We start from the raw sequence: 24,482 nt of genomic DNA on the forward strand, positions 1-24,482 counted from the left end.
GGCATTCCCGATCCCCGCGACGCTAGCACTCGCCCACAATGCCCTGAACCCCTACGAACCCCTATCAAACAAGGCGCCTATGGCGGGATCGGCGCGGCCGCCGCCACGATGGTCTGGCCTGCCGAAAGGAGAAGAATTCATGCTGGACGAGGCGGCGCTGAAAGACCTGATCCTGGAACACACGCGCCGGGTCAACGCGGGGGACGTCGAGGGGCTGCTGAAGCTGTACTCGCCGGACGTCCGCTTCGAGGACCCCGTGGGCGCCGGGGTGCAGCAGGGCCACGCGGCGCTGCGCGCGCACGCGACCGGTGCGGTGGCCAGCAACGCGGTGGAGGTGCCGGGACCGCCGGTGGCGGCCCAGGACGGGCGCCACGCCGCCGTTCCGGTCGCCGCCACGATGGACTACCTGCCGCTCGGGCCGATCCTGACGCAGCACGGCGTACTGCCGGTTCCGGCCGATCCCTCGCGGCAGCGGATGCTGTTCCGCTTCCTGATGGTGATCCGGGCCGGGGACGACGGGCTGATCGAGGACATGAAGGCCTACTGGGGGGCGAGCGACGTCTCCCTCGCCGACGCGGCTTAGGGGAGGAAGAAATGCTGGACGAGGCGGCTCGCAAGGAACTGGCACTGGAGCACTGCCGTCGCATGAGCAGCGGCAACGTGGACCACATGCTGGAGCTGTACACGAAGGACGTGCGCTTCGAGGATCCGGTCGGTTCGGTTCCGATGATCGGGCACGACGAATTGCGCGTGCATTTCCAGCGGGCCGCGGAAGCGAAAACGGTGGATGTCGCCGGCGTTCCGGTGGCCGCACAGGACGGCCTGCACGTGGCCATTCCGGTCTCGGTGTACATGAATTATCTGCCACTGGGCCCCACGCTGACGAAGCACGGATATCTGGACAAGCCCGCGGACCCGTTCCGCAAGCGCATCAAATTCGCGCTCACCAGCATCTTCCGGACCGGCTCGCACGGTCTCATCGAAGCGGTGTGGGTGTACTGGGGGAAGTCGGACCTGTCGCTGCTCGACCCCGGCGAGGAGTGAGACAGAGCGGTCCGTACGAAGAGGCCGTCCGCACCGGAGATCTCCGGTGCGGACGGCCTCTTCGTACGCCGGGTCGCGGCCCGGGCTCAGGCGGCCAGGTCGCGCCGCCCGAACAGGGCGGTGCCCGCCCACAGCAGCAGCACCGCCACGGCGGTCAGCAGCACCAGCGGCAGCGCCTCGGCATCCACCGCGGGCAGTGCCGGCAGGTGGCTGAAGGGCGAGATGTCGCGCACCGCCTGGGGCAGCTTCAGCAGGGCGCCGAGCTGTCCGACGACCAGGCAGAGGGCGAGCGCCCCCCACGCGGCGCCGGAGGAGGCCGCCGGCGCGAGGCCGAACACCAGCACCACGACGCCGGCGAGCACCAGCACCGCGGGGGCCTGGACCAGCGCCGCCCCGGTCAGGTCGGCCACGCCCGCGCCGACGTCGCCCGCGGCGGCCCCGTAGGTGAGGCCCGCGGCCAGTCCGGCGACGAGCAGCAGGATCAGCGAGCCCACGACCGCGACGGCCACGTGGCTGGCCACCCAGCGGCCCCGCCCGATGGCGGTGGCCAGCAGGGACTCCAGCCGCCCGGAGGTCTCCTCGGCCCGCAGCCGCAGCAGCGCCTGCACGACGAAGCCCGCCGTGATCGCGCCGACCATGACCATCATCGAGGCGAAGAAGGTGTCCACGGGGGCGCCGCCCCCGCCGCCGATCTTGCCGAGGGTCTCGGTGAGGTCGGCGTTGTCCTTCAGCGCGTCCCCGGCCGACTTGCCCATGCCGCCGATCACCGCGCCGAGCACGGCGATGCCCACGGCCCAGCCGATCAGCGAGCCGCGGTGCAGGCGCCTGGCCAGCCCGTACGGGCTGGTCAGGCCGGGTGCGGCGGCGGCCGGCCCCGGACGGTCCTCGAACACGCCGGCGCCGAGGTCGCGGCGCGCGGAGAGGCGCAGCGCGACGACCGCCGTGGCGGCCGCGAACAGCAGCGGGACCACGAGGACCCACCAGTTGTCCTCGCCGAACGGGCTGGTCTGCTGGGCCCAGCCGATGGGCGACAGCCAGGACAGCCAGGAGCTCTCCACGACCGTGCCCGACGCCTGCACCTCTCCGCCGGCGTCGGCGATGCCGCGGATCAGGAAGGCGGCGGCGATCACCACGCCGGCCAGCGAGTTGGCGCCCCGTGAGGTGCCGGACAGCTGGGCCGTGATGGCGGCCACGCCCGCGAAGGCGAGCCCGGTCGCGGCGACGGCCGCGGCGGCCACGAGCGAGCCGCCGATGGGCAGCCCGGCCAGCGGCAGCACGATGCCGAGGAAGATGAACAGGCCCACGTTGGCCTGGAGGGCCAGCAGCAGGGCCGAGGCGAGGCCCGCCTGACGGCCCACGGGGGCCGCCCCGACGAGTTCGGCGCGGCCGCTCTCCTCGTTCTGGCGCGTGTGCCGCACGACGGCGAAGGTGCTCATCAGACCGGCCAGGACGCACAGGAACGTCAGGACCTGCACCATGGCGAGCGCGCCCTCGCTGGTGCCGACGGGCGCGCCGCGGGTGAGCAGCAGGGCCGGGTTGTCGGTGAGCAGCTTGACCGCGTCGGTCCGGGCGGCCTCGTCGGCGTAGGTCTTGCCGACGCTGCCCGCCGCGCTGTAGGCGAGCGCCGCGGTCCCGTAGAGCCACACGGACAGCTGGATGCGGTCCCTGCGCAGCGCGAGCTTGAGCAGTGGCTGGGTGTTCGCGTACTCGCTCATCGCGCGCCCGCTCCCGCCTTGGCGCGCCGCCCGCTCTGCTGCTCGCCGCCCTCTTCCACGTGGTCGCCGTAGTGGCGCAGGAAGAGCTCTTCGAGGGTGGGCGGGGTGCTGGTGAGCGCGCGCACGCCGAAGGAGGCCACGTGCGAGAGCACGGTGTCGAGGTTGCCGTTGTCCACGTCGAAGCGGACGTGGTTGCCTTCGGCCTGCACGTTGTGGACGCCCGCGAGCGCCTCGACACCGGTGACGGCGCGCTCCGACTCGACGGAGAGGGCGGTACGGGTGAGGTGGCGCAGCTCGGTGAGGGTGCCCGTCTCGACCGTGTGGCCCTTGCGGATGATGCTGACGCGGTCGCACAGGGCCTCGACCTCGCCGAGGATGTGGCTGGAGAGCAGGACGGTGCGGCCCTGCCGCTTGACCTCCTTGACGCTGTCCTGGAAGACGGCCTCCATCAGCGGGTCGAGACCGCTGGTGGGCTCGTCGAGGATGAGGAGTTCGGCGTCGGAGGCGAAGGCGGCCACGAGGGCGACCTTCTGCCGGTTGCCCTTGGAGTAGGTGCGGCACTTCTTGGTCGGGTCGAGCTGGAAGCGTTCGATCAGCTCGGTCCGGCGGTCCTTGTCGATGCCTCCGCGCAGGGCGCCGAGGGTGTCGATGGCCTCCCCGCCGGACAGGTTGCGCCACAGGCTCACGTCGCCGGGGACGTAGGCGAGCCGGCGGTGGATCTCCACCGCGTCGGCCCAGGGGTCCTTCCCGAGCAGGGAGGCCTGTCCGCCGTCCAGCCTCAGCAGGCCCAGCAGGGCCCGGATGGTGGTGGACTTGCCGGCCCCGTTGGGGCCGAGGAAGCCGTGCACCTCGCCCGTGCGGACGTTCAGGTCGAGTCCGTCGAGTGCCCGGAACTTCCCGAAGTTCTTGGTCAGTCCTGTTGCGGCGATTGCATTCTCGCTCAGCGCCACCGCACACCACCTTTCACGATGTCGTGTTCATCGGAGTCGTCGTCCGTACGACTCCCGAAGACGACGGCACCGCGGCCAGGTTGCGGCCCGGAAATCAGCATTCCGCCGATCACCTTTCCGGAGCAATGTGAGGGCCTGCCCTTGGCCGGATTCAGGGGTGCGTACGGGTGTCGGGTAGGGGTTGCCCCGCCCCTCGCCCGTCCGCCGGGAACGACGAAGAGGGGCCCGGGAGCCGATCGGCTCCCGGGCCCCTTGCGCCCGACGGGGCGTCAGAAGGTGTAGCGCATCACGCGGTTGTACTTGCGCAGCACCGGTATCACGTTCATGACCTTGCACATGACCCGCGAGATCCACGGCATGTGCGAGATGTACGGCGAGTCGGTGAAGGTCCACTCCATCTTGTGCTCGATCCGCGGGTCCCACTGCTCCAGCGTCTTCGGGTCCTCCAGGCCCCAGATGAAGCGCTGGCCGGTCGCCTTGACCGTCCAGTGCTTGTTCATCGCCTTCACCGAGAACGGCGTGTAGGCGTCGAACAGCAGCTCGCCCTTGGGGAACCGGCCGACGATCCGGGTGATGAGGTCGCGGACCTGCTCCTCGGTGAAGTACACGAGGACGCCCTCGGCGACGACGAGCACCGGCCGGTCGGAGGGGATCGTGTCCAGCCAGTCCGGGTCGAGGGCCGAGGCGCCGATGACGTGGTGGTGGTCCCGCTCCGGGAACAGGTCGCGGTAGATCTGCGCGATCTCCGGCAGGTCCAGGTCGTACCACTCGACGTCTTCGGAGGGCTCGATGCGGAAGACGCGGCCGTCGAGGCCGGCGCCGAGGTGGAGCACGACGGAGCGCGGGTTGCGGCTCAGGAAGTCCTGAACCCAGCGGTCCACCTCCTTGCCGCGGATGGCGAGGGAGATAGCGTCGTCGTCGCGCATCTTGAGCTGGACCTTCAGCTCGTCGTAGTCCTCGATGGACTCGACCGCCTGGACCGCGAGGCGGTCGCCCAGGATCGGGCGCCCCGACTTGGCGTCATGGGCCCGTGAGTAGAGGGCGACGAGGAGGTTTCTCGTCGCCGCGCTGAACTGCACCTTGGTCTGCATGGGGACACCCATCTCGGTTCGTTCGGTCGATCGGTACGGCCGCGGCCGCCGCGCGGGCGTCAGCGCCCCGCCGGCACCGCGGTGAAGGCCGCCAGGTCCTCGATGACCGCCCGGGTCACGCCCGCCTGCTGCGGGGTCAGGTAGAAGTGCCCGCCGGGAAAGCTGCGCAGGCTGAACTCTCCGCTGGTCAGCTCCCGCCACTCCATCGCCTCGGGGACGCTCACGCGCGGGTCCGACTCGCCCGTCAGGACGCTGACCGGGCACTTCAGGGCCGGTCCGGGCCCGTCGGGGCGGTAGCGGTAGGTCTCGATGGCCTTGTAGTCACTGCGGATGGCCGGCAGGACCATGCGCAGCAGCTCCTCGTCGGCCAGCAGGCCCGCGTCGGTGCCGCTGAGGGCCCGGATCTCGGCGATCAGCGCGTCGTCGCCGCGCGTGTGGACGTTCTCCTCGCGCCGGACGGTCGGCGAGCGCCGGCCGGAAGCGATCAGGCCGGCCAGCGGGACGCCCTCGCGCTCGAACCTGCGGGCGAGCTCGAAGGAGAGCACCGCGCCCATGCTGTGCCCGAACAGCACCAGTGGCTTGTCGGTCCAGGGCAGCAGCGCCCGGTGGATCTGCTCCACCAGCTCGGCCACGTCGTCCAGGGGCGGTTCGGCGCGGCGGTCCTGGCGGCCGGGGTACTGCACGGCCAGTACCTCGGCGTGCCCGGCCAGCTCCTTGGAGAAGGGGAAGAAGAAGGACGCGCTGCCACCGGCGTGCGGCAGCAGCACCAGGCGGTGGTGCGCTTCCGGCGCGGGGTGGAAACGCCGGATCCACAGGTCGCTGTGCTCGTCGGGGGTGCTCATCTCCGTACCTCTCCTCGGTCGTGATCGCCTGTCGGGTGCGCCGGGGCTCCGGCGCCGCGGTGGGGTGGCTCAGACGCCGATGTCGCTCATGCCCCAGAAGACGCGCATGTCCTCGATCAGGCCGTCGGCGTTGATGGTGAAGACGTCCACCGCGTTGATGTTGGTGCGGGTGCGGTTCGGGTCGAGGATGTTGGTCATCGTCGCGGCGACCGGGACGGCGACCTGCTTGCCGTCCTGGCCGACGGAGGCGTGGCCGGGGGCGACGGTGACCTCGGCGGCGATGTTGCTGTGGAAGTACTCGCGGTGGGCGGCGCGGCCGACACGGGGCTCACGGCCGACCGGGTCCTCGATCCGGGCGTCCTCGGTGAAGTGGGTGAGGATGGCGTCGATGTCGCCCTCGTTCACCTTGCGGAAGTACTCCGCGATGATCTCCTTGCGCTTCTGCTCGTCCAGCATGAGGGGTCCTCCACAGTCGTGATCGATGTACGTACGCGGGCGTGACCGTAGGCGCGTGGCTTAAAGCCGCGCTTAAGACACCGGGCGGGACGCCGTGCGGGCGGGGCCGGACACGCGTCCACCCCCGGTGTCAGGGCCGGGGGTGGACGGGTATCAGGGGGTGTGCGCGGGCGCCGGGCGCCTCAGCCGAAGATCCAGAACCGTTCGCGCTGGAAGGGGTAGGTCGGCAGGTCCACGCCGTGGGCTCCGCTGCCCTCGAACACCGCAGCCCAGCCGACCGGCTCGCCGGCGCTGTGGAAGGCCGCGGCCAGGGCCAGCGGCGCACCGGCCACCGGGTCCGGCGACGGGGCGGGGGCCGGGGCGGCGGCCAGGGCCTCGGCAAGGCCCTCCGTCCAGTCCTCGCCGAGCGGTTCGCCGGAGTCGGCGTCCAGGAGGGCGATTTCCGGCCGTGCGGCACCCGTCACCCGGGGCTGTCCTCCGTCCGCGAGAACGGCCAGCGCCTCGACGGCCTGCTCCAGGGTGAGCGCGCCCGCCACGTGCGCGGCGGCGAGCCGGCCGGGGCCGGACACCAGCAGCGCCTGCGGGGCCAGGCCCCAGCTCTCGTACAGCCGGAACAGGGCCACCTCCTCGGCGAAGGCCTCGGCCACGGCCGGGAAGGGCGCCGCCAGCCGGACGTCGAGGTGCGCGCGTACGGCGTCCCAGGCGTCGGCGAAGACGGGCCGGGCCGCGTACAGGGCGTCCGCGAGGCCGCGTACGGCCCCGGTGAACGCGATCCGCGCGGTGCCTTCCGTGACGACCCGGGGGTGCTCCTCGCCCCGCTCCACGGCGGCCAGCGCCTCGAGGAGCTCCTCGCGGCCGGCGGCGAGCAGCACCGCGCGGTGTTCGAAGGCGGCCCGGCCGGTGGCCAGGGTGAAGCCGACGTCGGCGGGGTCGAGGGCGGGGTCCTCGGCGAGTGCGGCGCCGATGCGCGCCGCCTGGGCCCGCAGCGCCTGCGGGGTGCGGCCGGACAGCGGGACCGCGACGGTGCCCGGAGCGGTACGGGCCGGGCCGGCGGGGGCCGGCTCCGGGGCGGGCGGCGCTTCGAGGATCAGGTGGACCTGGGTGCCGCTGGCGCCGAGCGAGGAGACGCCGGCCCGGCGCGGGCGGCCGGTCTCCGGCCACGGGGTGGGCTCGGTGACCAGGCGGACGGCGCCCGCCGACCAGTCCACGCGGCTGGTGGGCTCCTTGACGTTCAGCGTCTGCGGGAGCAGCGCGTGGCGCAGGGCCAGCACCGTCTTGATGACGCCGGTGACGCCGGAGGCGGACTGCGGGTGGCCGATGTTGGACTTGACGGTCGACAGCAGCAGCGGCCGGTCGGCCGGGCGGTCCTGGCCGTACGTCGCCAGCAGGGCCTCCGCCTCGATGGCGTCGCCGAGCGGGGTTCCGGTGCCGTGGCCCTCGACCGCGTCCACGTCCCGGGCGCTGAGGCCGGCGTCGGCCAGGGCCTGGCGGATGAGGCGCTGCTGGGAGATGCCGCTGGGGGCGGTGAGGCCGTTGCCGGCGCCGTGGTGGTTGACGGCGGAGCCCCGTACGACGGCCAGGACCGGGTGGCCCAGGCGCCGCGCCCGGGAGAGGCGTTCGACGAGCACCATGCCGGCGCCCTCGCCCCAGCCGGTTCCGTCGGCGTCCTCGGAGAACGGCTTGCAGCGGCCGTCGGCGGCGGCGCCGCCCATGTGGTGCCAGGCGACCGGGGCGGACAGGACGGTGACGCCGCCCGCGAGGGACATCGCGCACTCGCCGCGCCGGACCGACTGCACGGCCAGGTGCAGGGCGACGCCGGACGAGGAGCAGCCGGTGTCGACGGTGAGGGTCGGGCCGTGGATGTCGAGGGCGTAGGCGACCCGCCCGGAGGCGATGGCCGGGGCGATGCCGCTGCCGAAGTGCGGTTCGCTCTCCTCGGGGATCCGCTCCGTGGGCAGGAAGCCCTGGTAGCCGACGCCGATGTAGAGGCCGATCTGCTCGTCGGTGAGGCCGCGGGGGTCGACCCCGGCACGCTCGAACGCCTCCCAGGCGGTTTCGAGCAGGATCCGCTGCTGGGGGTCCATGACGAGGGCCTCGGCCTCGGAGATGCCGAAGAAGGAGGCGTCGAACTCGCCGATGCCGCGCAGCAGTCCGGCCTGGCTGAGGGTCTTGACGGCCTGGAAGTCCTCCTCGCCCCCGCCGTCGGCCGCGCCTTCGCCTTCGCCTTCACCGGGGAGGTCGGCGATCCGCCAGCCGCGGTCGCGCGGCAGGTCCCCGACGAGGTCCTCGCCCTCGGAGACCGCCTGCCACAGCTGTTCGGGGGTCTCTATGCCGCCGGGGAGGCGGCAGCTCATGCCGACGATGACGACCGGGTCCTCGTCCTCGGCGGCGCCCTGGCCGGTGGCGGGCGCGGCCGTCTCCTGCTCGCCGGCGCCCAGGAGTTCGGCGCCGAGGAAACGGGCGAGGGCGACCGGGCTCGGGTGGTCGTAGACCAGGGTGGCCGGCAGGGTCAGTCCGGTCGCGGCGGTGATCCGGTTGCGCAGTTCGACGACGGTGAGCGAGTCGAAGCCGAGTTCCTTGAAGGCCCGGCCCGCCTCGACGGCCTCGCCCGAGGCGTGGCCGAGCACGGCGGCCGCCTGGGCCCGTACGAGGTCGGTCAGCAGGGTGGTGCGCTCGCCCGGGGAGGCCGCGCGCAGGCTGCGGACCAGGTCGGAGGAGGACTCGTCCACGGGCTGGGGCGCGGTGGGCGCGGCCTGCGGCACGAGGTCGGTGAGCAGGGCGCTGGGGCGCTCGGAGGTGAAGCCGGGCGCGAAGCGGGACCAGTCGACGTCGGCGACGGCGACGAAGGCCTCGTCGTGTTCGACGGCCTGGACCATGGCGTTCAGGGCGGCCTGCGGATCCATTTCGAGGACGCCGCGGCGGCGCATGTACTCCTGCGCCCCCTCGAGTTCCATCATGCCGCCGCCGCCCCAGGCGCCCCAGGCGAGGGAGGTGGCGGTCAGGCCGCGGGCCCTGCGCCGTTCGGCGAGGGCGTCGAGGTAGGCGTTGGCGGAGGCGTAGGCGGTGTGCCGGGCGGCGCCCCACACTCCGGAGTTGGAGGAGAACAGGACGAAGGCGTCCAGGGCGGTGCCGTCGAGGAGGGCTTCGAGGTGGTCGGCTCCGGCCACCTTGGCGGCCGACAGCTGTTCGAACTCCGCGGCCGTGGTCTCGGCGCCGAGGGTGTACTGCGGTACGCCGACGGCGTGGACGACGGCGGTCAGGGGCTGCCCGGCCGGGATCGCGCCGAGGACCGCCTCGAGCTGGCCGCGGTCGGACACGTCGCAGGCGGCGAGCGTCACGTCGGCGCCCAGGGCGCGGAGCTCGGCGGCGAGTTCGGCGGCTCCCGGGGCGTCGGCGCCGCGCCGGCTGGTGAGGACGAGGTGGGCGGCGCCGGTGGCGGCGAGGCGGCGGGCGACCTGCGCGCCGACGCCTCCGGTGCCGCCGGTGACCAGGACGGTCCCGGACGGCTCCCAGCGGCGGACCGGCTCGCGGTCGCCGAGCGGGGAGCGCACGAGGCGGCGGCCGAGGACGCCGCTGGTGCGGACGGCGACCTGGTCCTCGTCGCCGTAGCCGCCGGCCAGGACCTTGGCGAGCCGGTCGAGCGCGCGCTGGTCCAGGGTCGGTGGCAGGTCGACGAGGCCGCCCCAGCAGCCGGGCTGTTCGAGGGCGATGACCCGGCCGAGGCCCCAGACGCGGGCCTGTGCCGGTACGGCGGGGGCGTCGGCGCGGCCGGCGGCGACGGCTCCCTGGGTGGCGGCCCAGTGCCGGGCGGTGATCCCGGCGTCGGCCAGGGCCTGGACGAGGACGTGGGTGCCGGTGGCGCCGGCCGCCTCGTCGAGGCCGAGGAGGGAGAGGACGCCGCCGAGGCCGGGCAGGGCGGCGGTGGCCTCGCCGAGCCGGCCCGCGAGGGCCGCGCGGTCGGCGGTGGCGGGGTCGCTCTCGAGGACGACGGTCTCGACGCCGTGGGCCGCGAGGCCGGCGGCGACCGTGCCGGCCACGCCGGTGGCGGCGGGCGGGGTGACGATCAGCCAGGTGCCGGCCGGGGCGGAGGTGGCGGGGGCTGCGGTCAGCGGGGTCCAGGCGGCCTTGTAGCGCCAGGAGTCGAGGGTGGAGCGGGCCTGCTGTCCGCGCCGCCAGGTGGCGAGGGCGGGCAGCAGCTCGCCGAGGGCCCGGCGCTCCTCGAGGGCGAGGGTGCCGGCCAGGGCCTCCAGGTCCTCGGCCTCGACGGCCGCCCAGAACCGGGTCTCGGTCTCGTCGGCGGTGGCGGGGCCGGTGGTGGGGGCTTCGGGCCGGACGGGGGCGGGCTTGAGCCAGTAGCTCTGGCGCTGGAAGGCGTACGTGGGCAGGGCGACGGCGGCGGCGTCCCGGCCGGTGAGGACGGAGCTCCAGTCGACGTCGACGCCGCGGGTCCAGGCGGTGGCGAGCGAGGTGGTGAACCGGGCCAGGCCGCCCTCACCACGCCGCAGCGTGCCCGTCGCCAGGATCTCGGCGCCCGCGGCTTCGGCCGTCTCCACCAGCCCGTACGTGAGCACCGGGTGCGCACTGGACTCCACGAACGCCCGGAAGCCCTCCGCCAGGAGGGAGCGGACGACGGGCTCGAACGACACCGGCCGCCGGCAGTTCTCGTACCAGTAGGCGGCGGTCAGCTCCGGCCCTTCCAGCACCTCACCCGTCACGGTGGAGTACAGCGGAACGGAGCCGGTCCGCGGCTCCACGAAGCCCAGCAGGTCCAGGATCCGCTCCTTGAGGCGGTCGACCTGGGCGCAGTGGGAGGCCACCGTGGACGGCACGATCTTCGCCCGCACCCCCTCGGCCTCCAGGGCCGCGACCAGTTCCTCCAGCGGGGCCACCTCGCCGGCCACCGTCACCGCGCGCGGACCGTTGATGCCCGCGATGGACAGCGCGTCCCCGTACGGGGCGATCCGCGACTCGGCCTCGGCGCGCGCCAGGGAGACCGAGGCGACGGCGCCCCGGCCGACGAGTTCGTCCGCGAACAGCTGCGAACGGAGCACGACCACCTTGGCGCCGTCCTCCAGCGACAGCGCGCCCGACACGACGGCGGCGGCGATCTCGCCCTGCGAGTGACCCACGACCGCGTCCGGCACCACACCGGCCGCACGCCACAGCTCCGCCAGGGACACCATCACGGCGAACAGCACCGGCTGGAGCACCTCGATGCGCGTCAGCTCTCCGGCCCCGCGCAGCACCTCCTCGACCGACCAGTCGACGTGGGCCTCGACGGCCGCCGCGACCTCGGCGAACCGGTCCGCGAACACCGGTGAGGTGTCGAGGAGTTCGACCCCCATACCGGCCCACTGGGAGCCCTGGCCGGGGAAGACGAACACCGTCTTGCCGCCCGCGTCCGCCACACCCGCCGCGATGGGCGAGTCGAGGGCGGCGAGCAGCTCCTCGCGGGAGGAGCCGAACGCCACGGCCCGGTGGTCGAACGCCGACCGGGTCGCGGCCAGGGAGAGCGCCACGTCCTGCGGCCGCAGTGCGGGATCGGTCCGGACGAACTGCCGCAGGCGGGCGGTCTGCGCGGTCAGCGCCGCCGCTCCCTTGCCGGACAGCACCCACGGGAGCGGGCCGCCCGTGCCCACGGCCGGGGTGGCGGCGGGCGCCTCGACCGGGGGTTCCGGGGCTTCGGGGGCGGCTTCCAGGATGGCGTGCGCGTTGGTGCCGCTGAGGCCGAAGGAGGACACGGCGGCCCGGCGCGGGTGGTCGGTCTCGGGCCAGGACCGGGACTCCAGCAGGAGTTCGACGTCGCCGGCGGCCCAGTCGATGTGCGGGGAGGGCGCGTCCACGTGCAGGGTCTTGGGGAGCACCCCGTGGCGCAGCGACATGACGGTCTTGATGATGCCGCCGACGCCGGCCGCCGCCTGGGTGTGCCCGATGTTGGACTTGATCGAGCCGAGCAGCAGCGGCCGGCCCTCGGGCCGGCCGCGCCCGTAGGTGGCGAGCAGGGCGTTGGCCTCGATGGGGTCGCCGAGGGTGGTGCCCGTGCCGTGCGCCTCGACCGCGTCGACCTGGTCGGGGGTGAGCCGGGCGTTGGCGAGTGCGGCGCGGATGACGCGCTGCTGGGCCTTGCCGCTGGGGGCGGTGAGGCCGTTGCTGGCGCCGTCCTGGTTGATGGCGGAGCCCCGGATGACGGCGAGCACCTCGTGGCCGTTTCGGCGCGCGTCGGAGAGCTTCTCCAGCAGGACCAGGCCGACGCCCTCGGAGAAGGAGGTCCCGTCGGCGCCGGCCGCGAACGCCTTGCAGCGGCCGCTGAACGCCATGACCCCCTGGGCGCTGAAGCCCACGAACAGGCCGGGGGACGCCATCACGGTGACCCCGCCGGCCAGGGCGAGCGAGCACTCGCCCTGGCGCAGCGCCTGGGCCGCGAGGTGCACGGCGACCAGGGAGGAGGAGCACGCGGTGTCGATGGTGACCGCGGGGCCCTCGAAGCCGTACGTGTAGGAGAGCCGGCCGGAGATCACACTGGCCACGGAGCCGGTGACGAGGTGCCCCTCGGCGCCCTCGGCCTCGTCACCGAGGCTCTGGGCGTACGAGGGCTGGGAGGCGCCGATGTAGACGCCGGTCTGGGTGCCCTTGAGCCGGACCGGGTCGATGCCGGCCCGCTCCAGCGCCTCCCAGGAGGCCTCCAGCAGCAGCCGCTGCTGGGGGTCCATCGCGAGGGCCTCGCGCGGCGAGATCCCGAAGAACGCGGCGTCGAACTCGTCGACGTCGGGGACGAACGCGGCTTCGCGCACCGTTCCCGTGTCGCCGAGGTCCCAGCCGCGGTTGTCGGGGAAGCCGGAGACGGCGTCCCCCTCCTTGGCGACGAACTCCCAGAGGTCTTCGGGGGATTCGATGCCGCCGGGGAAGCGGCAGCTCATGGCGACGACGGCGATGGGCTCGTGCGCGGCGTCCACCAGGTGCTGGTTCTGCCGGCGCAGCCGGTCCGTCTCCGTCAGCGACGCCCGCAGCGCTTCGACGACCTTTTCCGAGGGGGTGCTCATGGATGTGATCTCCGGATCTCGTCTTCGCGGATCAGTGGTTGTCGCCGTCCAGGGCCAGGGACACGAGATCGTCGAGGTCCATCGTGGCGATCGAGTCCTCCCGTGCCCCGGTGTGGTCGGACGTGGGCGGTTCGGCCGCCGGGCTGCCCGCCAGCCGCAGCAGCGTGTCGAGGACACCCGCTTCGCTCAGCCGGGCCAGCGGGAGGGTGGCCAGGGCCCGCCGCAGGTGTGCCTCGTCGACCGGTGCGCCCGTCGCCGTCGGGTCCGCCCCGGTGTCCGTCGCTCCGGTCTCCGGGGCGAGTTCGTCCCGCAGGTGGTCCGCGAGTTCGACCGGGGTGGGGTGGTCGAAGACGATGGTCGCGGGCAGCCGCAGTCCGGTGGCCGCGCCGAGCCGGTTGCGCAGTTCGACGGCGGTCAGCGAGTCGAAGCCGAGCTCCTTGAAGGCCCGGTCGGCCTCGATGGATCCGGGGTTGGCGTGGCCCAGGACGGCCGCCACGTTGGTCCGTACGAGGTCCAGCAGCACGGTGCGGCGGCGCTCGGCGGAGAGCCCGGCGAGCTTGCGGGTGAGCGCGGAGCCGTCCGGTTCCGCCGTGGCGGCGGTTCCCGCGGCCCGGCGCACCGGGGTGCGGACGAGGGAGCGGTACAGCGCGGGCAGGCCGGCCCCGCCGGCGGAGTCGCGCAGCGCGGCCGGGTCGAGCCGGACGGGGACGCTCAGTGCCTCGTCCTGGTCCACGGCCGCGTCGAACAGGGCGAGGCCCTGTTCCGCGGTGAGCGGGGTGACGCCGCCGCGGCTGAACCGGGCCAGGTCGGTGTCGTCGAGTCCGGCCGTGAGCTCGCTGGTCTGGTGCCACATGCCCCAGGCGAGGGAGGTGGCGGGCAGGCCCTGGGCCCGGCGGTGGTGGGCGAGCGCGTCCAGGTAGGTGTTGGCGGCGGCGTAGTTGGCCTGGCCGGAGTTGCCGGTCACGCCCGCGGCCGAGGAGTAGAGCACGAACCGGCTCAGGTCCAGGTCGCGGGTGAGCTCGTGGAGGTTCCACGCGGCGTCCACCTTGGGCCGCATGGCGCGCTCCATGCGTGCCGGGGTGAGCGAGGCGAAGACTCCGTCGTCGACGACCCCGGCCGCGTGCACCACCCCGGTCAGCGGCCGGTCGGCGGGGATGGCGGCGAGCAGGGCGGCCAGCGCGTCGCGGTCGGCGGCGTCGCAGGCCACGACCTCGGCCGTAGCGCCCAACTCGGCTATCTCGGCGACGAGTTCGGCCGCCCCGGGGGCGTCCGGGCCGCGCCGGCCGGCCAGCAGCAGGTTCCGTACGCCGTGCTCGGTGACCAGGTGCTTGGCGACCAGCGCGCCCAGGGTGCCCGTACCGCCGGTGACCAGGACGGTGCCGGCCGGGTCCCAGCCCTGCGGGACCGTCAGGACGATCTTGCCGGTGTGCTTGGCCTGGCTCATGAACCGGAAGGCCTCCGGGGCCCGCCGGATGTCCCAGGTGCGGGTGGGCAGCGGCCGCAGCTCATCCGTCTCGAACAGGCCCGCCAGTTCGGTGAGCATCGCGGCGGTGCGCTGCGGACCGGCCTCGGCCAGGTCGAAGCGGCGGTAGTGGACGCCCGGGTGGTCCAGGGCGACCTGTGCGGCGTCGCGGACGTCGGTGGCGCCGAGCTCGACGAAGCGGCCGCCGCGCGGCAGCAGCCGCAGCGAGGCGTCGACCAGGTCCCCGGCCAGGCAGTCCAGGACGACGTCTACGCCCTCGCCGCCGGTGGCGGTGGAGAAACGCTCCTCGAAGGAGGCGTCACGGGAGGAGGCGATGTGGGCGTCGTCGAGACCGGCCGCGCGCAGCGCGTCCCACTTGCCCTCGCTGGCCGTGCCGAACACCTCGGCACCCAGGTGCCGGGCGATCTGCACCGCCGCCGAACCCACACCACCGGCCGCGGCGTGCACCAGCACCCGCTCGCCGGCCTTCAGCCCCGCCAGGTCCACCAGCGCGTAGTACGCGGTGAGGAACGCGGCGGGCACCGAGGCGGCCTTCTCGAAGGACCAGCCCTCGGGGACGCGCGCCACCATCTGGGCGTCGGCGACCGCGAGGGGGCCGAAGGCGTGCGGCACCATGCCCATCACCCGGTCGCCCGGGGCGAGGTGGGTGACGCCCGGGCCGGTTTCGACGACCACACCGGCCGCCTCGCAGCCCATGAACCCGCCGCCCGGGTACATCCCGAGGGAGACCAGGACGTCGCGGAAGTTGAGCCCGGCGGCGTGTACGGCGATGCGCACCGCACCCTCGGGCAGCGGCTGCGCCGCCTCCGGCCGGGGCCGCAGGGCCAGGTGGTCGAGGGTTCCGGCGGCGGTGGTGTCCAGGGCCCAGGCAGCGGCGCCGCCCGGTACCGGCAGGGCCGTGCCCGAGCCGGCCCGGACCAGGCGCGGCGCCAGGGCGGTGCCGGCGCGCAGCGCGGTCTGCGGCTCGTCGTGGACGAGGGCCGCGGCGACCGCGCCCCGCAGGGCGGCGGCGGACTCCTCGGTGGTGTCGAGGTCGGCGATCAGGAGCCGGCCGGGGTTCTCGGCCTGGGCCGAGCGGATCAGCCCCCAGGCGGGTGAGTGCGCGAGGCCGGTGGCGTCCTCGCCGGTACGGGTGGCGACCGCGCCGTGGGTGAGGACGACCAGCCGGGATCCGGCGAAGCGTTCCGCGGCCACCCACTCCTGCACGGTGGCGAGCAGGGCGGCCGCCTCGGCGTGGACCTCGGCGAGTGCGCCGTCCGGGCTCGGGCTCGCGTCCGGGGCTCCGTAGGGCAGGACCACGGTCTGCGGCAGGGCCGCGCCGTCGGCGGCGGCGAGGGCCGCGAGGTCCTCGTACCGGTCGACGGCAGCGCCCGCGCCCTCCAGGGCGGCCGCGATGCCGGGTGCGGCGGAGCCGATGACGGCCCAGTTCCCGGCGGCGGAGGCATCGGCGTGGGCGGGCAGTTCCGTCCATTCGAGGCGGAACAGCCCGTCGGTGCCGCCGTCGCCGCCCTGGCGCAGGGTGGCCGTGTCGACGGGACGCAGTACGAGCGCGTCGACGGTGGCGACCGGTGCGCCGGCCGCGTCGCAGACGTCCACCGCGATGGTGTCGGTGCCCGCCGCGCTGACGCGGACCCGCAGGGTGCCGGCGCCGGCCGCGTGGAGGGCGACGCCGCTCCAGGCGAAGGGCAGCCGGGCCTGGCCGGTCAGCTCGATGAACTCGCCGAGCCGCATGGCGTGCAGCGCGGCGTCGAGCAGTGCGGGGTGCAGGAGGTACCGGGCCGCTTCGCCCTGGTGGCTGTCGGGCAGCGCGACCTCGGCGAAGACGTCCCCGGTGGACTCCTGGCGCCACGCGGCGCGCAGGCCCTGGAAGGCGGGGCCGAACTGGTAGCCGGTCTCGGCCGCGGCGGCGTAGAAGCCGTCGAGGTCGACGGGCTCGGCGCCGACGGGCGGCCAGGCGGTCAGGTCGTGGCCGGGGGCGCCGGCGTCCCGGGTGAGGACACCGCTGGCGTGGCGGGTCCAGGGCAGGTCGGCGGGGGCGTCCTCGGCGCGGGAGTGGATGGTGACCGGACGGGTGCCGGAGCCGCCTTCGGGGCCGACCAGCACCTGGAGGTGGACACCGCCGCGGGCCGGGAGGACCAGCGGTGCTTCGAGGGTGAGCTCGTCCAGCAATGTGAACCCGGCTTCGTCGCCGGCGCGGACGGCCAGTTCGACGAAGGCGGTGCCGGGGAGGATGGGCGTGCCGGACACCGCGTGGTCGGCGAGCCAGGACTGGGTGTCGGGGGCGATCCGGCCGGTGAACAGGAGGCCTTCGCCGCCCGCGAGGCTCACGGCCGCACCGAGCAGCGGGTGCCCGGCGTCCGAGAGCCCGAAGCCGGTGGCGTCGCCGGAGAAGGGCGGCAGCGGGTCCGGCCAGAAGGGCTCGTTCTGGAAGGCGTACGTCGGCAGGTCGATGCGCGCGGCGTCCTGGCCGGCGTAAACGGCCTGCCAGTCGACGGGGGCGCCGTGGGTCCAGGCCTCGGCGAGGGAGGCCAGGAAGCGCTGGGCCCCGCCTTCGTCGCGGCGCAGTGTGCCCTGGGTGACGGCGGAGGTGCCGGCGGCCTCGATGGTCTCCTGGACGCCGATGGTCAGCACCGGGTGGGCACTGGACTCCACGAAGACCTTGTGGCCGCGCTCCAGGAGAGCGGCGATGGCGTCCTGGAAACGGACGGTGCGGCGGAGGTTGGTGTACCAGTACTCGGCATCCAGCTCGGAGCCGTCGGCCCACTCCCCCGTGACGGTGGAGAAGAACGGGGTCTCGGCGGTGCGCGGCTCGATCCCGGCCAGCAGGCCGATGACCTCGTCGCGGATGGACTCGACCTGGGGACCGTGCGAGGCGTAGTCGACGTTGATGCGGCGGGCGCGGACGCCGTCGGCCTCGCAGGCGGCCATCAGCTCGTCCAGGGCCTCGGGGTCACCGGAAACCACCGTGGACTGCGGACCGTTGACCGAGGCCAGCGCGAGCCGCTCACCCCAAGCGGAGATACGTTCCGCCACCGCATCGGCGGTGTCGGCCACCGACACCATGCCGCCCTTGCCCGCCAGCGCCAGCAGCGCCTTGGCACGCAGCGCCGACACCTTCGCCGCGTCCTCCAACGACAACGCGCCGGAGACGGCGGCAGCGGCGATCTCGCCCTGGGAGTGGCCGACGACGGCCGCCGGAACGACTCCGGCCGCACGCCACAGCTCGGCCAGGGAGACCATCACGGCCCACAGGGCCGGCTGGACCACGTCCACCCGGTCGAAACCGGGCGCACCGTCCTTCTGGCGCAGGACGTCGAGGAGCGACCAGTCCGTGTACGGGGCCAGAGCGCGCTCGCAGTCGTCGAGGCGGGCGGCGAACTCCGGCGAGGAGTCGTAGAGCTCCACCGCCATCCCCGCCCACTGGGAGCCCTGCCCCGGGAAGACGAACACCGGACGGCCGGTGCCCTTGACGACGGCGCCCTCGGTGACGCCGACGCCGGGCGTGCCCTCGGCCAGGGCGGTGAGCCCGGCGAGGAGTCCGTCGCGGTCGTCGGCCTGGACCGCGCCGCGGCGTTCCAGGGCGGCCCGGCTGGTGGCCAGCGACCAGGCGACGTCCACCGGGCGCAGCGCCTCGGCGCCGTCGGCCGCGGCGAACTCCCGCAGCCGCCCGGCCTGGCCGCGCAGGCCGGCCGTACCGCGCCCGGAGACGATCCAGGGCAGTGCGGCAGCCGGGAAGGCCGGGACGGCGGGTACGCGGGCGGGCTCCTCGGTCTGCGGCGCCTGCTCCAGCACGACGTGGACGTTGGTGCCGCTGCCGCCGAAGGAGGACACGCCGGCGCGGCGCGGGCGGCCCGTCTCGGGCCACGGCCGGGCCTCGGTCAGCAGTTCCACGGCGCCCGAGGACCAGTCGATCTCGCGGGCCGGCTCGGCGACGTGGAGGGTCTTGGGCAGCATGCCGTGGCGCAGCGCCATGACGGTCTTGATGATGCCCGCGACGCCGGAGGCGGCCTGGGAGTGGCCCAGGTTGGACTTCAGGGAGCCCAGCCACAGGGGCTGCTCGGCGGTGTGGGCCTGGCCGTAGGTGGCGAGCAGGGCCTGGGCTTCGATGGGGTCGCCGAGGGTGGTGCCGGTGCCGTGCGCCTCGACGGCGTCGACGTCGGCGGGTTCGAGTCCGGCGTCGGCGAGGGCCGCGCGGATGACGCGCTGCTGGGCGGGGCCGCTGGGGGCGGAGAGGCCGTTGCTGGCGCCGTCCTGGTTGGCGGCCGTACCGCGGATGACGGCGAGGACCTGGTGGCCGTTGGCCTGTGCGTCGGAGAGGCGCTCCAGCATGATCACGCCGACGCCCTCGGACCAGCCGGTGCCGTCGGCGTCCTCGGAGAAGGACTTGCAGCGGCCGGACGGGGAGAGTCCGCCCTGCTGGCTGAAGCCGATGAAGACGCCGGGCGAGCACATGACCATCGCGCCGCCCGCGAGCGCCATGCGGCAGTCCCCGGTGCGCAGGGCCTGCACGGCGAGGTGCAGGGCGGTCAGGGAGGAGGAGCACATGGTGTCGACGGTGACCGCCGGGCCCTCCAGCCCGAAGGTGTAGGCGAGGCGGCCGGAGGCGACGGCGGCGGAGGCGCCGAACAGCATCTGGCCGTCGGAGCCTTCGGGCATCTGCACGTCGTGGCCGTAGCCGGGGTATCCGGCTCCGATGAACACGCCGGTGCTGCTGCCCTTGAGGGTGTCCGGGTCGAGGCCGGCTCGTTCGAAGACCTCCCAGGCGGTCTCCAGGAGGAGGCGCTGCTGCGGGTCCATGGTGAGGGCCTCGCGGGGCGAGATGCCGAAGAAGCCGGGGTCGAAGTGGGTGGCGGTGTCGACGAAGCCGCCCTCGCGGACGTAGCTCGTACCGACCTTGGCGCGGTCGGGGTCGTAGAAGCCGTCGAGGTTCCAGCCGCGGTCGGTGGGGAAGCCGCCGATGGCGTCGCGGCCTTCGGCGACGAGCTGCCACATGTCCTCGGGCGAGGTGATCCCGCCGGGGTAGCGGCAGCTCATGGAGACGATGGCGATGGGCTCGTCGGAGGCGGTGGCCCGCGTGGTGGCGGCGCCGGCCGTGGTGGCGGTGTCCCCGTCGCCGAGGAGTCCGGTGCGCAGCAGTTCGGCGACGGCCTGTGGGGTCGGGTGGTCGAAGACCATCGTCGCGGGCAGGGTGAGGCCGGTGGCGGCGGTGAGCCGGTTGCGCAGGTCGACGGAGGTCAGCGAGTCGAAGCCGGTCGCCTTGAAGGCGCGTCCGGGCTCGATCGCGTCGAGGGAGGGGTGGCCCAGGACGGCGGCCGCTTCCCGGCGGACCAGGTCGAGCAGGATGGTGTCCCGCTCGCCTTCGGGGGCTTGGCGCAGGCGCCGGGCGAACTCTCCCGAGGGGCCCTCCCCGTCGGTGTCCTCGTCGGGGCGGGCGGCCCGGGTGGCCTCGCGGGCCTCGGGGATGCCGGTGAGCAGCGGGCTGGGGCGGGTGGCGGTGAAGCCGGGCGCGAAGCGGGACCAGTCGACGTCGGCGACGGCGACGAACGCCTCGTCGTGTTCGACGGCCTGGAGCAGCGCGGACAGGGCGGTCACCGGGTCCATCTCCAGGACACCGCGGCGGCTCATGTACTCCTGGGCGCCGGCGGTCTCCATGATCCCGCCGCCGCCCCAGGCGCCCCAGGCGACGGAGGTGGCGGTGAGGCCGCGGGCCCGGCGGCGTTCGGCGAGCGCGTCGAGGTGGGCGTTGGCGGCGGCGTAGGCGGTGTGCCCGGCGGCGCCCCATACCCCGGAGTTGGAGGAGAACAGGACGAAGGCGTCCAGGGCGGTTTCGCCGAGGAGTTCGTCGAGGTGGGTGGCGCCGGCGGCCTTGCCGGCGAGGACCCGCTCGAACTCCTCGGGCGTGACGTCCTCCAGGACGGTGGACTGGGGGACGCCCGCGGCGTGCACGACGGCGGTGAGGGGGGTGGTGGCGGGTACGGCGGCCAGCAGCGCGGCGACCGCGTCGCGGTCGGCGACGTCGCAGGCCACGGCTTCGGCCTCGGCGCCCAGGGCGCGCAGCTCCGTGAGGAGTTCGGCGGCGCCGGGGGCGTCGGGCCCGCGGCGGCCGGCCAGCACGAGGCGTTCGGCGCCGGCGGCGGCGAGCCAGCGGGCCACGTGCGCGCCGACTCCGCCGGTGCCGCCGGTGACGAGGACGGTGCCGTGCGGGCGCCAGTCGCGGGCCGGTTCGCGGTCCTCGAGGGCGGCGCGGACGAGGCGGCGGCCGAAGGTGCCGGAGCCGCGGACGGCGATCTGGTCCTCCTCGCCGGCGCCTCCGGCGAGGATCTGGACGAGCCGGGTCAGGGCGCGTTCGTCGGCGGCCGGCGGCAGGTCGACGAGTCCGCCCCAGCTGCGGGGCTGTTCCAGTGCGACGACCCGGCCCAGGCCCCAGACCTGTGCCTGGGCGGGGTCGGCGGCGTCGTCGGAGCGGCCGGTGGAGACGGCGCCGCGGGTCACGGTCCACAGCTTGGCGCCGGTGACGCCGGCGTCGGTGAGGGCCTGGACCAGGACGAGGCTGTGCAGGGCGCCGTCGGCGCCGAGGCCGGCGAGGGAGAGGACGCCCGTGATCCCGGCGGCGGCGACGGCGGTGCGGATCAGTTCGGCGAGCGCGGTCCGGTCGGTGCCGGTGACGCGTACGGTCACCGTCGAGGCACCGTGCCGGGCGAGCGCGGCGGCGCAGTCGGCGGCCAGGGACTCGTGGGCGGGGTCGGCGGGCAGCACGACCAGCCAGGTGCCGGTCAGCGGCGCCGGGGCGGGCTCCGGGAGCCGGTCCCAGGAGACGCGGTAGCGCCAGGCGTCGACGGTGGAGCGTTCGCGGCGGCGGCGCCGCCAGGAGGACAGTGCGGGCAGCAGCTCGCCCAGGGAGCGGCGCTCCTCCAGGTCGAGGGTGCCGGCGAGGCTTTCGAGGTCCTCGCGTTCGACGGCGTCCCAGAAGCGTGCCTCGGCTTCGTCGGCGGGCAGTGTCCCGCCCGTGGCCTCGGTGGTCCCGGTGGCCTCCAGCCAGTAGCGCTGCTGCTGGAAGGCGTAGGTGGGCAGTTCCACGGTGCGGGGGCCGTGCGGGGCGACGAGCGTGGCCCAGTCGACGCCGGCGCCGTGGACCCAGGCTTCGGCGAGGGAGGTGAGGAAGCGGCGTGAGCCGCCCTCGTCGCGGCGCAGGGAGCCGAGGGTGACGGCGGCGGCGGACGTGGTGTCGATGGTCTCCTGGACGCCGACGGTCAGCACGGGGTGGGCGCTGGACTCGACGAAGATGCCGTGGCCCTCGGCGAGGAGGGCGCGGACGGCCTCCTCGAAGCGGACGGTGGTGCGCAGGTTGGTGTACCAGTACTCGGCGTCGAGCTCCGTGCCGTCGAGGAATCCGGCGGTGACGGTGGAGAAGAAGGGGGTCTCGGCGGTGCGCGGCTGGATCCCGGCCAGCAGGCCGATGACCTCGTCGCGGATCGATTCGACCTGCGCGGAGTGCGAGGCGTAGTCGACGTTGATGCGGCGGGCGCGGACGCCGTCGGCCTCGCAGGCGGCCATCAGCTCGTCGAGAGCCTCGGGGTCGCCGGAGACGACGGTGGAGCGGGGGCCGTTGACGGAGGCGAGGGAGAGCCGCTCGCCCCAGGCGGAGATACGTTCCGCCACCGCGCCGGCGACGTCCGCCACCGACACCATGCCGCCCTTGCCCGCCAGCGCCACGATCGCCTTGGCACGCAGCGCGGACACCTTCGCCGCGTCCTCGAGCGACAACGCGCCCGAGACGGCCGCGGCCGCGATCTCACCCTGCGAGTGGCCTATGACGGCCGCCGGAACCACCCCGGCGGCCCGCCACAGCTCGGCGAGGGAGACCATCACGGCCCACAGCGCCGGCTGGACCACGTCCACCCGGTCGAAACCGGGCGCACCGTCCTCCTGACGCAGGACGTCGAGGAGCGACCAGTCGGTGTACCGGGCCAGCGCCTCGGCACAGGCGTCCAGGCGGGCCGCGAACACCGGCGACGCCTCGTACAGTTCCTCGGCCATGCCCGCCCACTGGGAGCCCTGGCCGGGGAAGACGAGGACGGTCCCGGAGCCGGGCAGGGTGGCGCCGCGGACGACGGTGGTGGAGCCGGGTGCGGCGTCGGCGAGGGCGGCGAGGCCTTCCTGGAAGCCGTTGTCGCCGACGGCGACGACCACGGCGCGCTGCTCCAGGGCGGCGCGGGTGGTGGCCAGGGAGTGGGCGACGTCGGCGGGGCCCGGCGCGCTCTCGCGGGCGGCGAAGGCGCGCAGCCGGTCCGCCTGGGCGCGCAGGGCGCCCGGGGTGTGGCCGGAGAGGGCCCACGGGATCAGCGGGGTGGACAGGACGGTGGCCGGGGCGGCGGCGCTCCCGTCGCCGGCGCGGCTGGTGTCCGCGTCGGCGTCGGGGCCGTCGTGGGCGTCCTGTTCGAGGATGACGTGGGCGTTGGTGCCGCCGACACCGAAGGCGGAGACGCCGGCGCGGCGCGGGCCGCCGTCGCGGGAGGTCCACTCGACGGGTTCGCGCAGCAGCCGTACGGAGCCGGCGGACCAGTCGACCTGGCTGGTGGGCGCGTCGACGTGGAGGGTGCGGGGCAGCAGGCCGTGGCGCATGGCCATGACCATCTTCATCACGCCGGCCATGCCGGCGGCGGCCTGGGTGTGGCCGATGTTGGACTTGACGGAGCCGAGCCAAAGCGGCCGGTCCTCGGGGCGGTTCTTGCCGTAGGCGGCCAGCAGGGCCTGCGCCTCGATGGGGTCGCCGAGGGTGGTGCCGGTGCCGTGGGCCTCGACGGCGTCGATCTGCTGGGCGCCGAGGCGGGCGTTGGCGAGGGCCTGCTTGATGACGCGGATCTGGGAGGGGCCGTTGGGGGCGGTCAGGCCGTTGCTGGCGCCGTCCTGGTTGACGGCCGAACCACGGATGACGGCGAGGACCTCGTGGCCGTTGCGGCGCGCGTCCGAGAGCCGCTCCAGCAGCAGGACGCCGATGCCCTCGGCGAATCCGGTGCCGTCGGCGGAGTCGGCGAAGGCCTTGCAGCGGCCGTCGGCGGCCAGACCGCGCTGGCGGCTGAACTCGACGAACAGACCGGGGGTGGACATGACGGTGACGCCGGCGGCCAGGGCGAGGGAGCACTCGTCCTGGCGCAGGGCCTGTACGGCCAGGTGCAGGGCGACGAGCGAGGAGGAGCAGGCGGTGTCGACGGTGACCGCCGGACCCTCCAGCCCGAAGGTGTAGGCGAGGCGCCCGGAGACCACGGCGGCCGCGCTGCCCGTGCCGAGGTAGCCCTCGACGTCGTCGGGGACGGAGTCGAGGTCGGTGGCGTAGCTGGAGGAGGAGGCGCCGACGAACACGCCGGTGCGGCTGCCCTTGAGCGACGTCGGGTCGTATCCGGCGCGCTCCATGACCTCCCAGGAGGCCTCCAGCAGCAGCCGCTGCTGCGGGTCCATGGCGAGGGCCTCGCGCGGCGAGATGCCGAACAGCTGCGCGTCGAAGCGCGGGACGTCCTGGAGGAAACCGCCCTGCTTGGTGTACGAGGTGCCGATCCGGTCGGGGTCGGGGTCGTAGAGGGCGTCCAGGTCCCAGCCGCGGTCCTCGGGGAATCCGCCGATGCCGTCACGGCCGTCGGCGACGAGGTCCCACAGCTGTTCGGGCGTGGCGACCTGTCCGGGGAAGCGGCAGGCCATGCGGACGATGGCCACGGGCTCGGGCTCTTCGAGCTCCTTGACGCGCCGGCGCGCGTTGCGCAGGTCGGCGGTGGCCCGCTTCAGATACTCGCGGAGCTTGTCTTCATTGTTCGTGCTCAACGTCACTCACCTACCGGGAACGGGAAGCCAACACGGCGCGGTCGTTGC

Annotated in this window: 9 protein-coding genes; 2 read left to right on the forward strand and 7 right to left on the reverse strand. The window is 74.4% G+C overall.

Annotated features, from left to right (window positions below):
* Positions 1–139 precede the first annotated feature (139 nt).
* Together OOK34_RS31855 and OOK34_RS31860 are read left to right on the forward strand one after the other, a co-directional pair.
* Positions 140–583 (forward strand): nuclear transport factor 2 family protein, encoded by a 444-nt coding sequence (locus OOK34_RS31855; RefSeq protein ID WP_267037618.1) that lies wholly within the window; start codon positions 140–142, stop codon positions 581–583.
* Positions 584–594: 11 nt separating this feature from the next.
* On the forward strand, positions 595–1,044 hold the full coding sequence (locus OOK34_RS31860) for a nuclear transport factor 2 family protein (RefSeq protein WP_267037619.1): 450 nt from the start codon (positions 595–597) through the stop codon (positions 1,042–1,044).
* A gap of 86 nt (positions 1,045–1,130) precedes the next feature.
* On the opposite strand, the gene OOK34_RS31865 is transcribed toward OOK34_RS31860, so the two are convergent.
* From OOK34_RS31865 to OOK34_RS31895, 7 genes are all read right to left on the reverse strand, one after another.
* On the reverse strand, positions 1,131–2,759 hold the full coding sequence (locus OOK34_RS31865) for an ABC transporter permease (RefSeq protein WP_267037620.1): 1,629 nt from the start codon (positions 2,757–2,759) through the stop codon (positions 1,131–1,133).
* Positions 2,756–3,709 (reverse strand): ABC transporter ATP-binding protein, encoded by a 954-nt coding sequence (locus tag OOK34_RS31870; protein WP_267037621.1) that lies wholly within the window; start codon positions 3,707–3,709, stop codon positions 2,756–2,758. Before OOK34_RS31870 ends, OOK34_RS31865 begins: the two co-directional genes overlap by 4 nt.
* A gap of 269 nt (positions 3,710–3,978) precedes the next feature.
* A complete protein-coding gene (locus OOK34_RS31875) occupies positions 3,979–4,800 on the reverse strand; it encodes a class I SAM-dependent methyltransferase (RefSeq protein WP_267037622.1) in 822 nt (273 codons plus the stop codon).
* 59 nt (positions 4,801–4,859) lie between these two features.
* The gene (locus OOK34_RS31880; RefSeq protein WP_323183515.1) at positions 4,860–5,642 is read right to left on the reverse strand and encodes an alpha/beta fold hydrolase; all 783 of its coding nucleotides are present in this window, start codon (positions 5,640–5,642) and stop codon (positions 4,860–4,862) included.
* 69 nt (positions 5,643–5,711) lie between these two features.
* Complete coding sequence (locus OOK34_RS31885) at positions 5,712–6,098, reverse strand: nuclear transport factor 2 family protein (RefSeq protein WP_267037623.1); 387 nt, start codon at positions 6,096–6,098, stop codon at positions 5,712–5,714.
* Between the two features lie 182 nt (positions 6,099–6,280).
* Entirely contained in the window at positions 6,281–13,138 is a 6,858-nt protein-coding gene (locus OOK34_RS31890) for a type I polyketide synthase (protein WP_267037624.1), read from the reverse strand.
* A 31-nt stretch (positions 13,139–13,169) separates the two neighbouring features.
* Positions 13,170–24,434 (reverse strand): type I polyketide synthase, encoded by an 11,265-nt coding sequence (locus OOK34_RS31895; protein WP_267037625.1) that lies wholly within the window; start codon positions 24,432–24,434, stop codon positions 13,170–13,172.
* Positions 24,435–24,482 lie beyond the last annotated feature (48 nt).

Source organism: Streptomyces sp. NBC_00091 (assembly GCF_026343185.1).
GTDB lineage: Bacteria > Actinomycetota > Actinomycetes > Streptomycetales > Streptomycetaceae > Streptomyces.

What these genes read in the sequence shown, in the direction of transcription:
- OOK34_RS31885 (WP_267037623.1), bottom strand. Translation starts at nt 6,098, where the DNA reads ATGCTGGACGAGCAGAAGCGCAAGGAGATCATCGCGGAGTACTTCCGC.
- OOK34_RS31865 (WP_267037620.1), bottom strand. Translation starts at nt 2,759, where the DNA reads ATGAGCGAGTACGCGAACACCCAGCCACTGCTCAAGCTCGCGCTGCGC.
- OOK34_RS31860 (WP_267037619.1), top strand. Translation starts at nt 595, where the DNA reads ATGCTGGACGAGGCGGCTCGCAAGGAACTGGCACTGGAGCACTGCCGT.
- OOK34_RS31875 (WP_267037622.1), bottom strand. Translation starts at nt 4,800, where the DNA reads ATGCAGACCAAGGTGCAGTTCAGCGCGGCGACGAGAAACCTCCTCGTC.
- OOK34_RS31880 (WP_323183515.1), bottom strand. Translation starts at nt 5,642, where the DNA reads ATGAGCACCCCCGACGAGCACAGCGACCTGTGGATCCGGCGTTTCCAC.
- OOK34_RS31855 (WP_267037618.1), top strand. Translation starts at nt 140, where the DNA reads ATGCTGGACGAGGCGGCGCTGAAAGACCTGATCCTGGAACACACGCGC.
- OOK34_RS31890 (WP_267037624.1), bottom strand. Translation starts at nt 13,138, where the DNA reads ATGAGCACCCCCTCGGAAAAGGTCGTCGAAGCGCTGCGGGCGTCGCTG.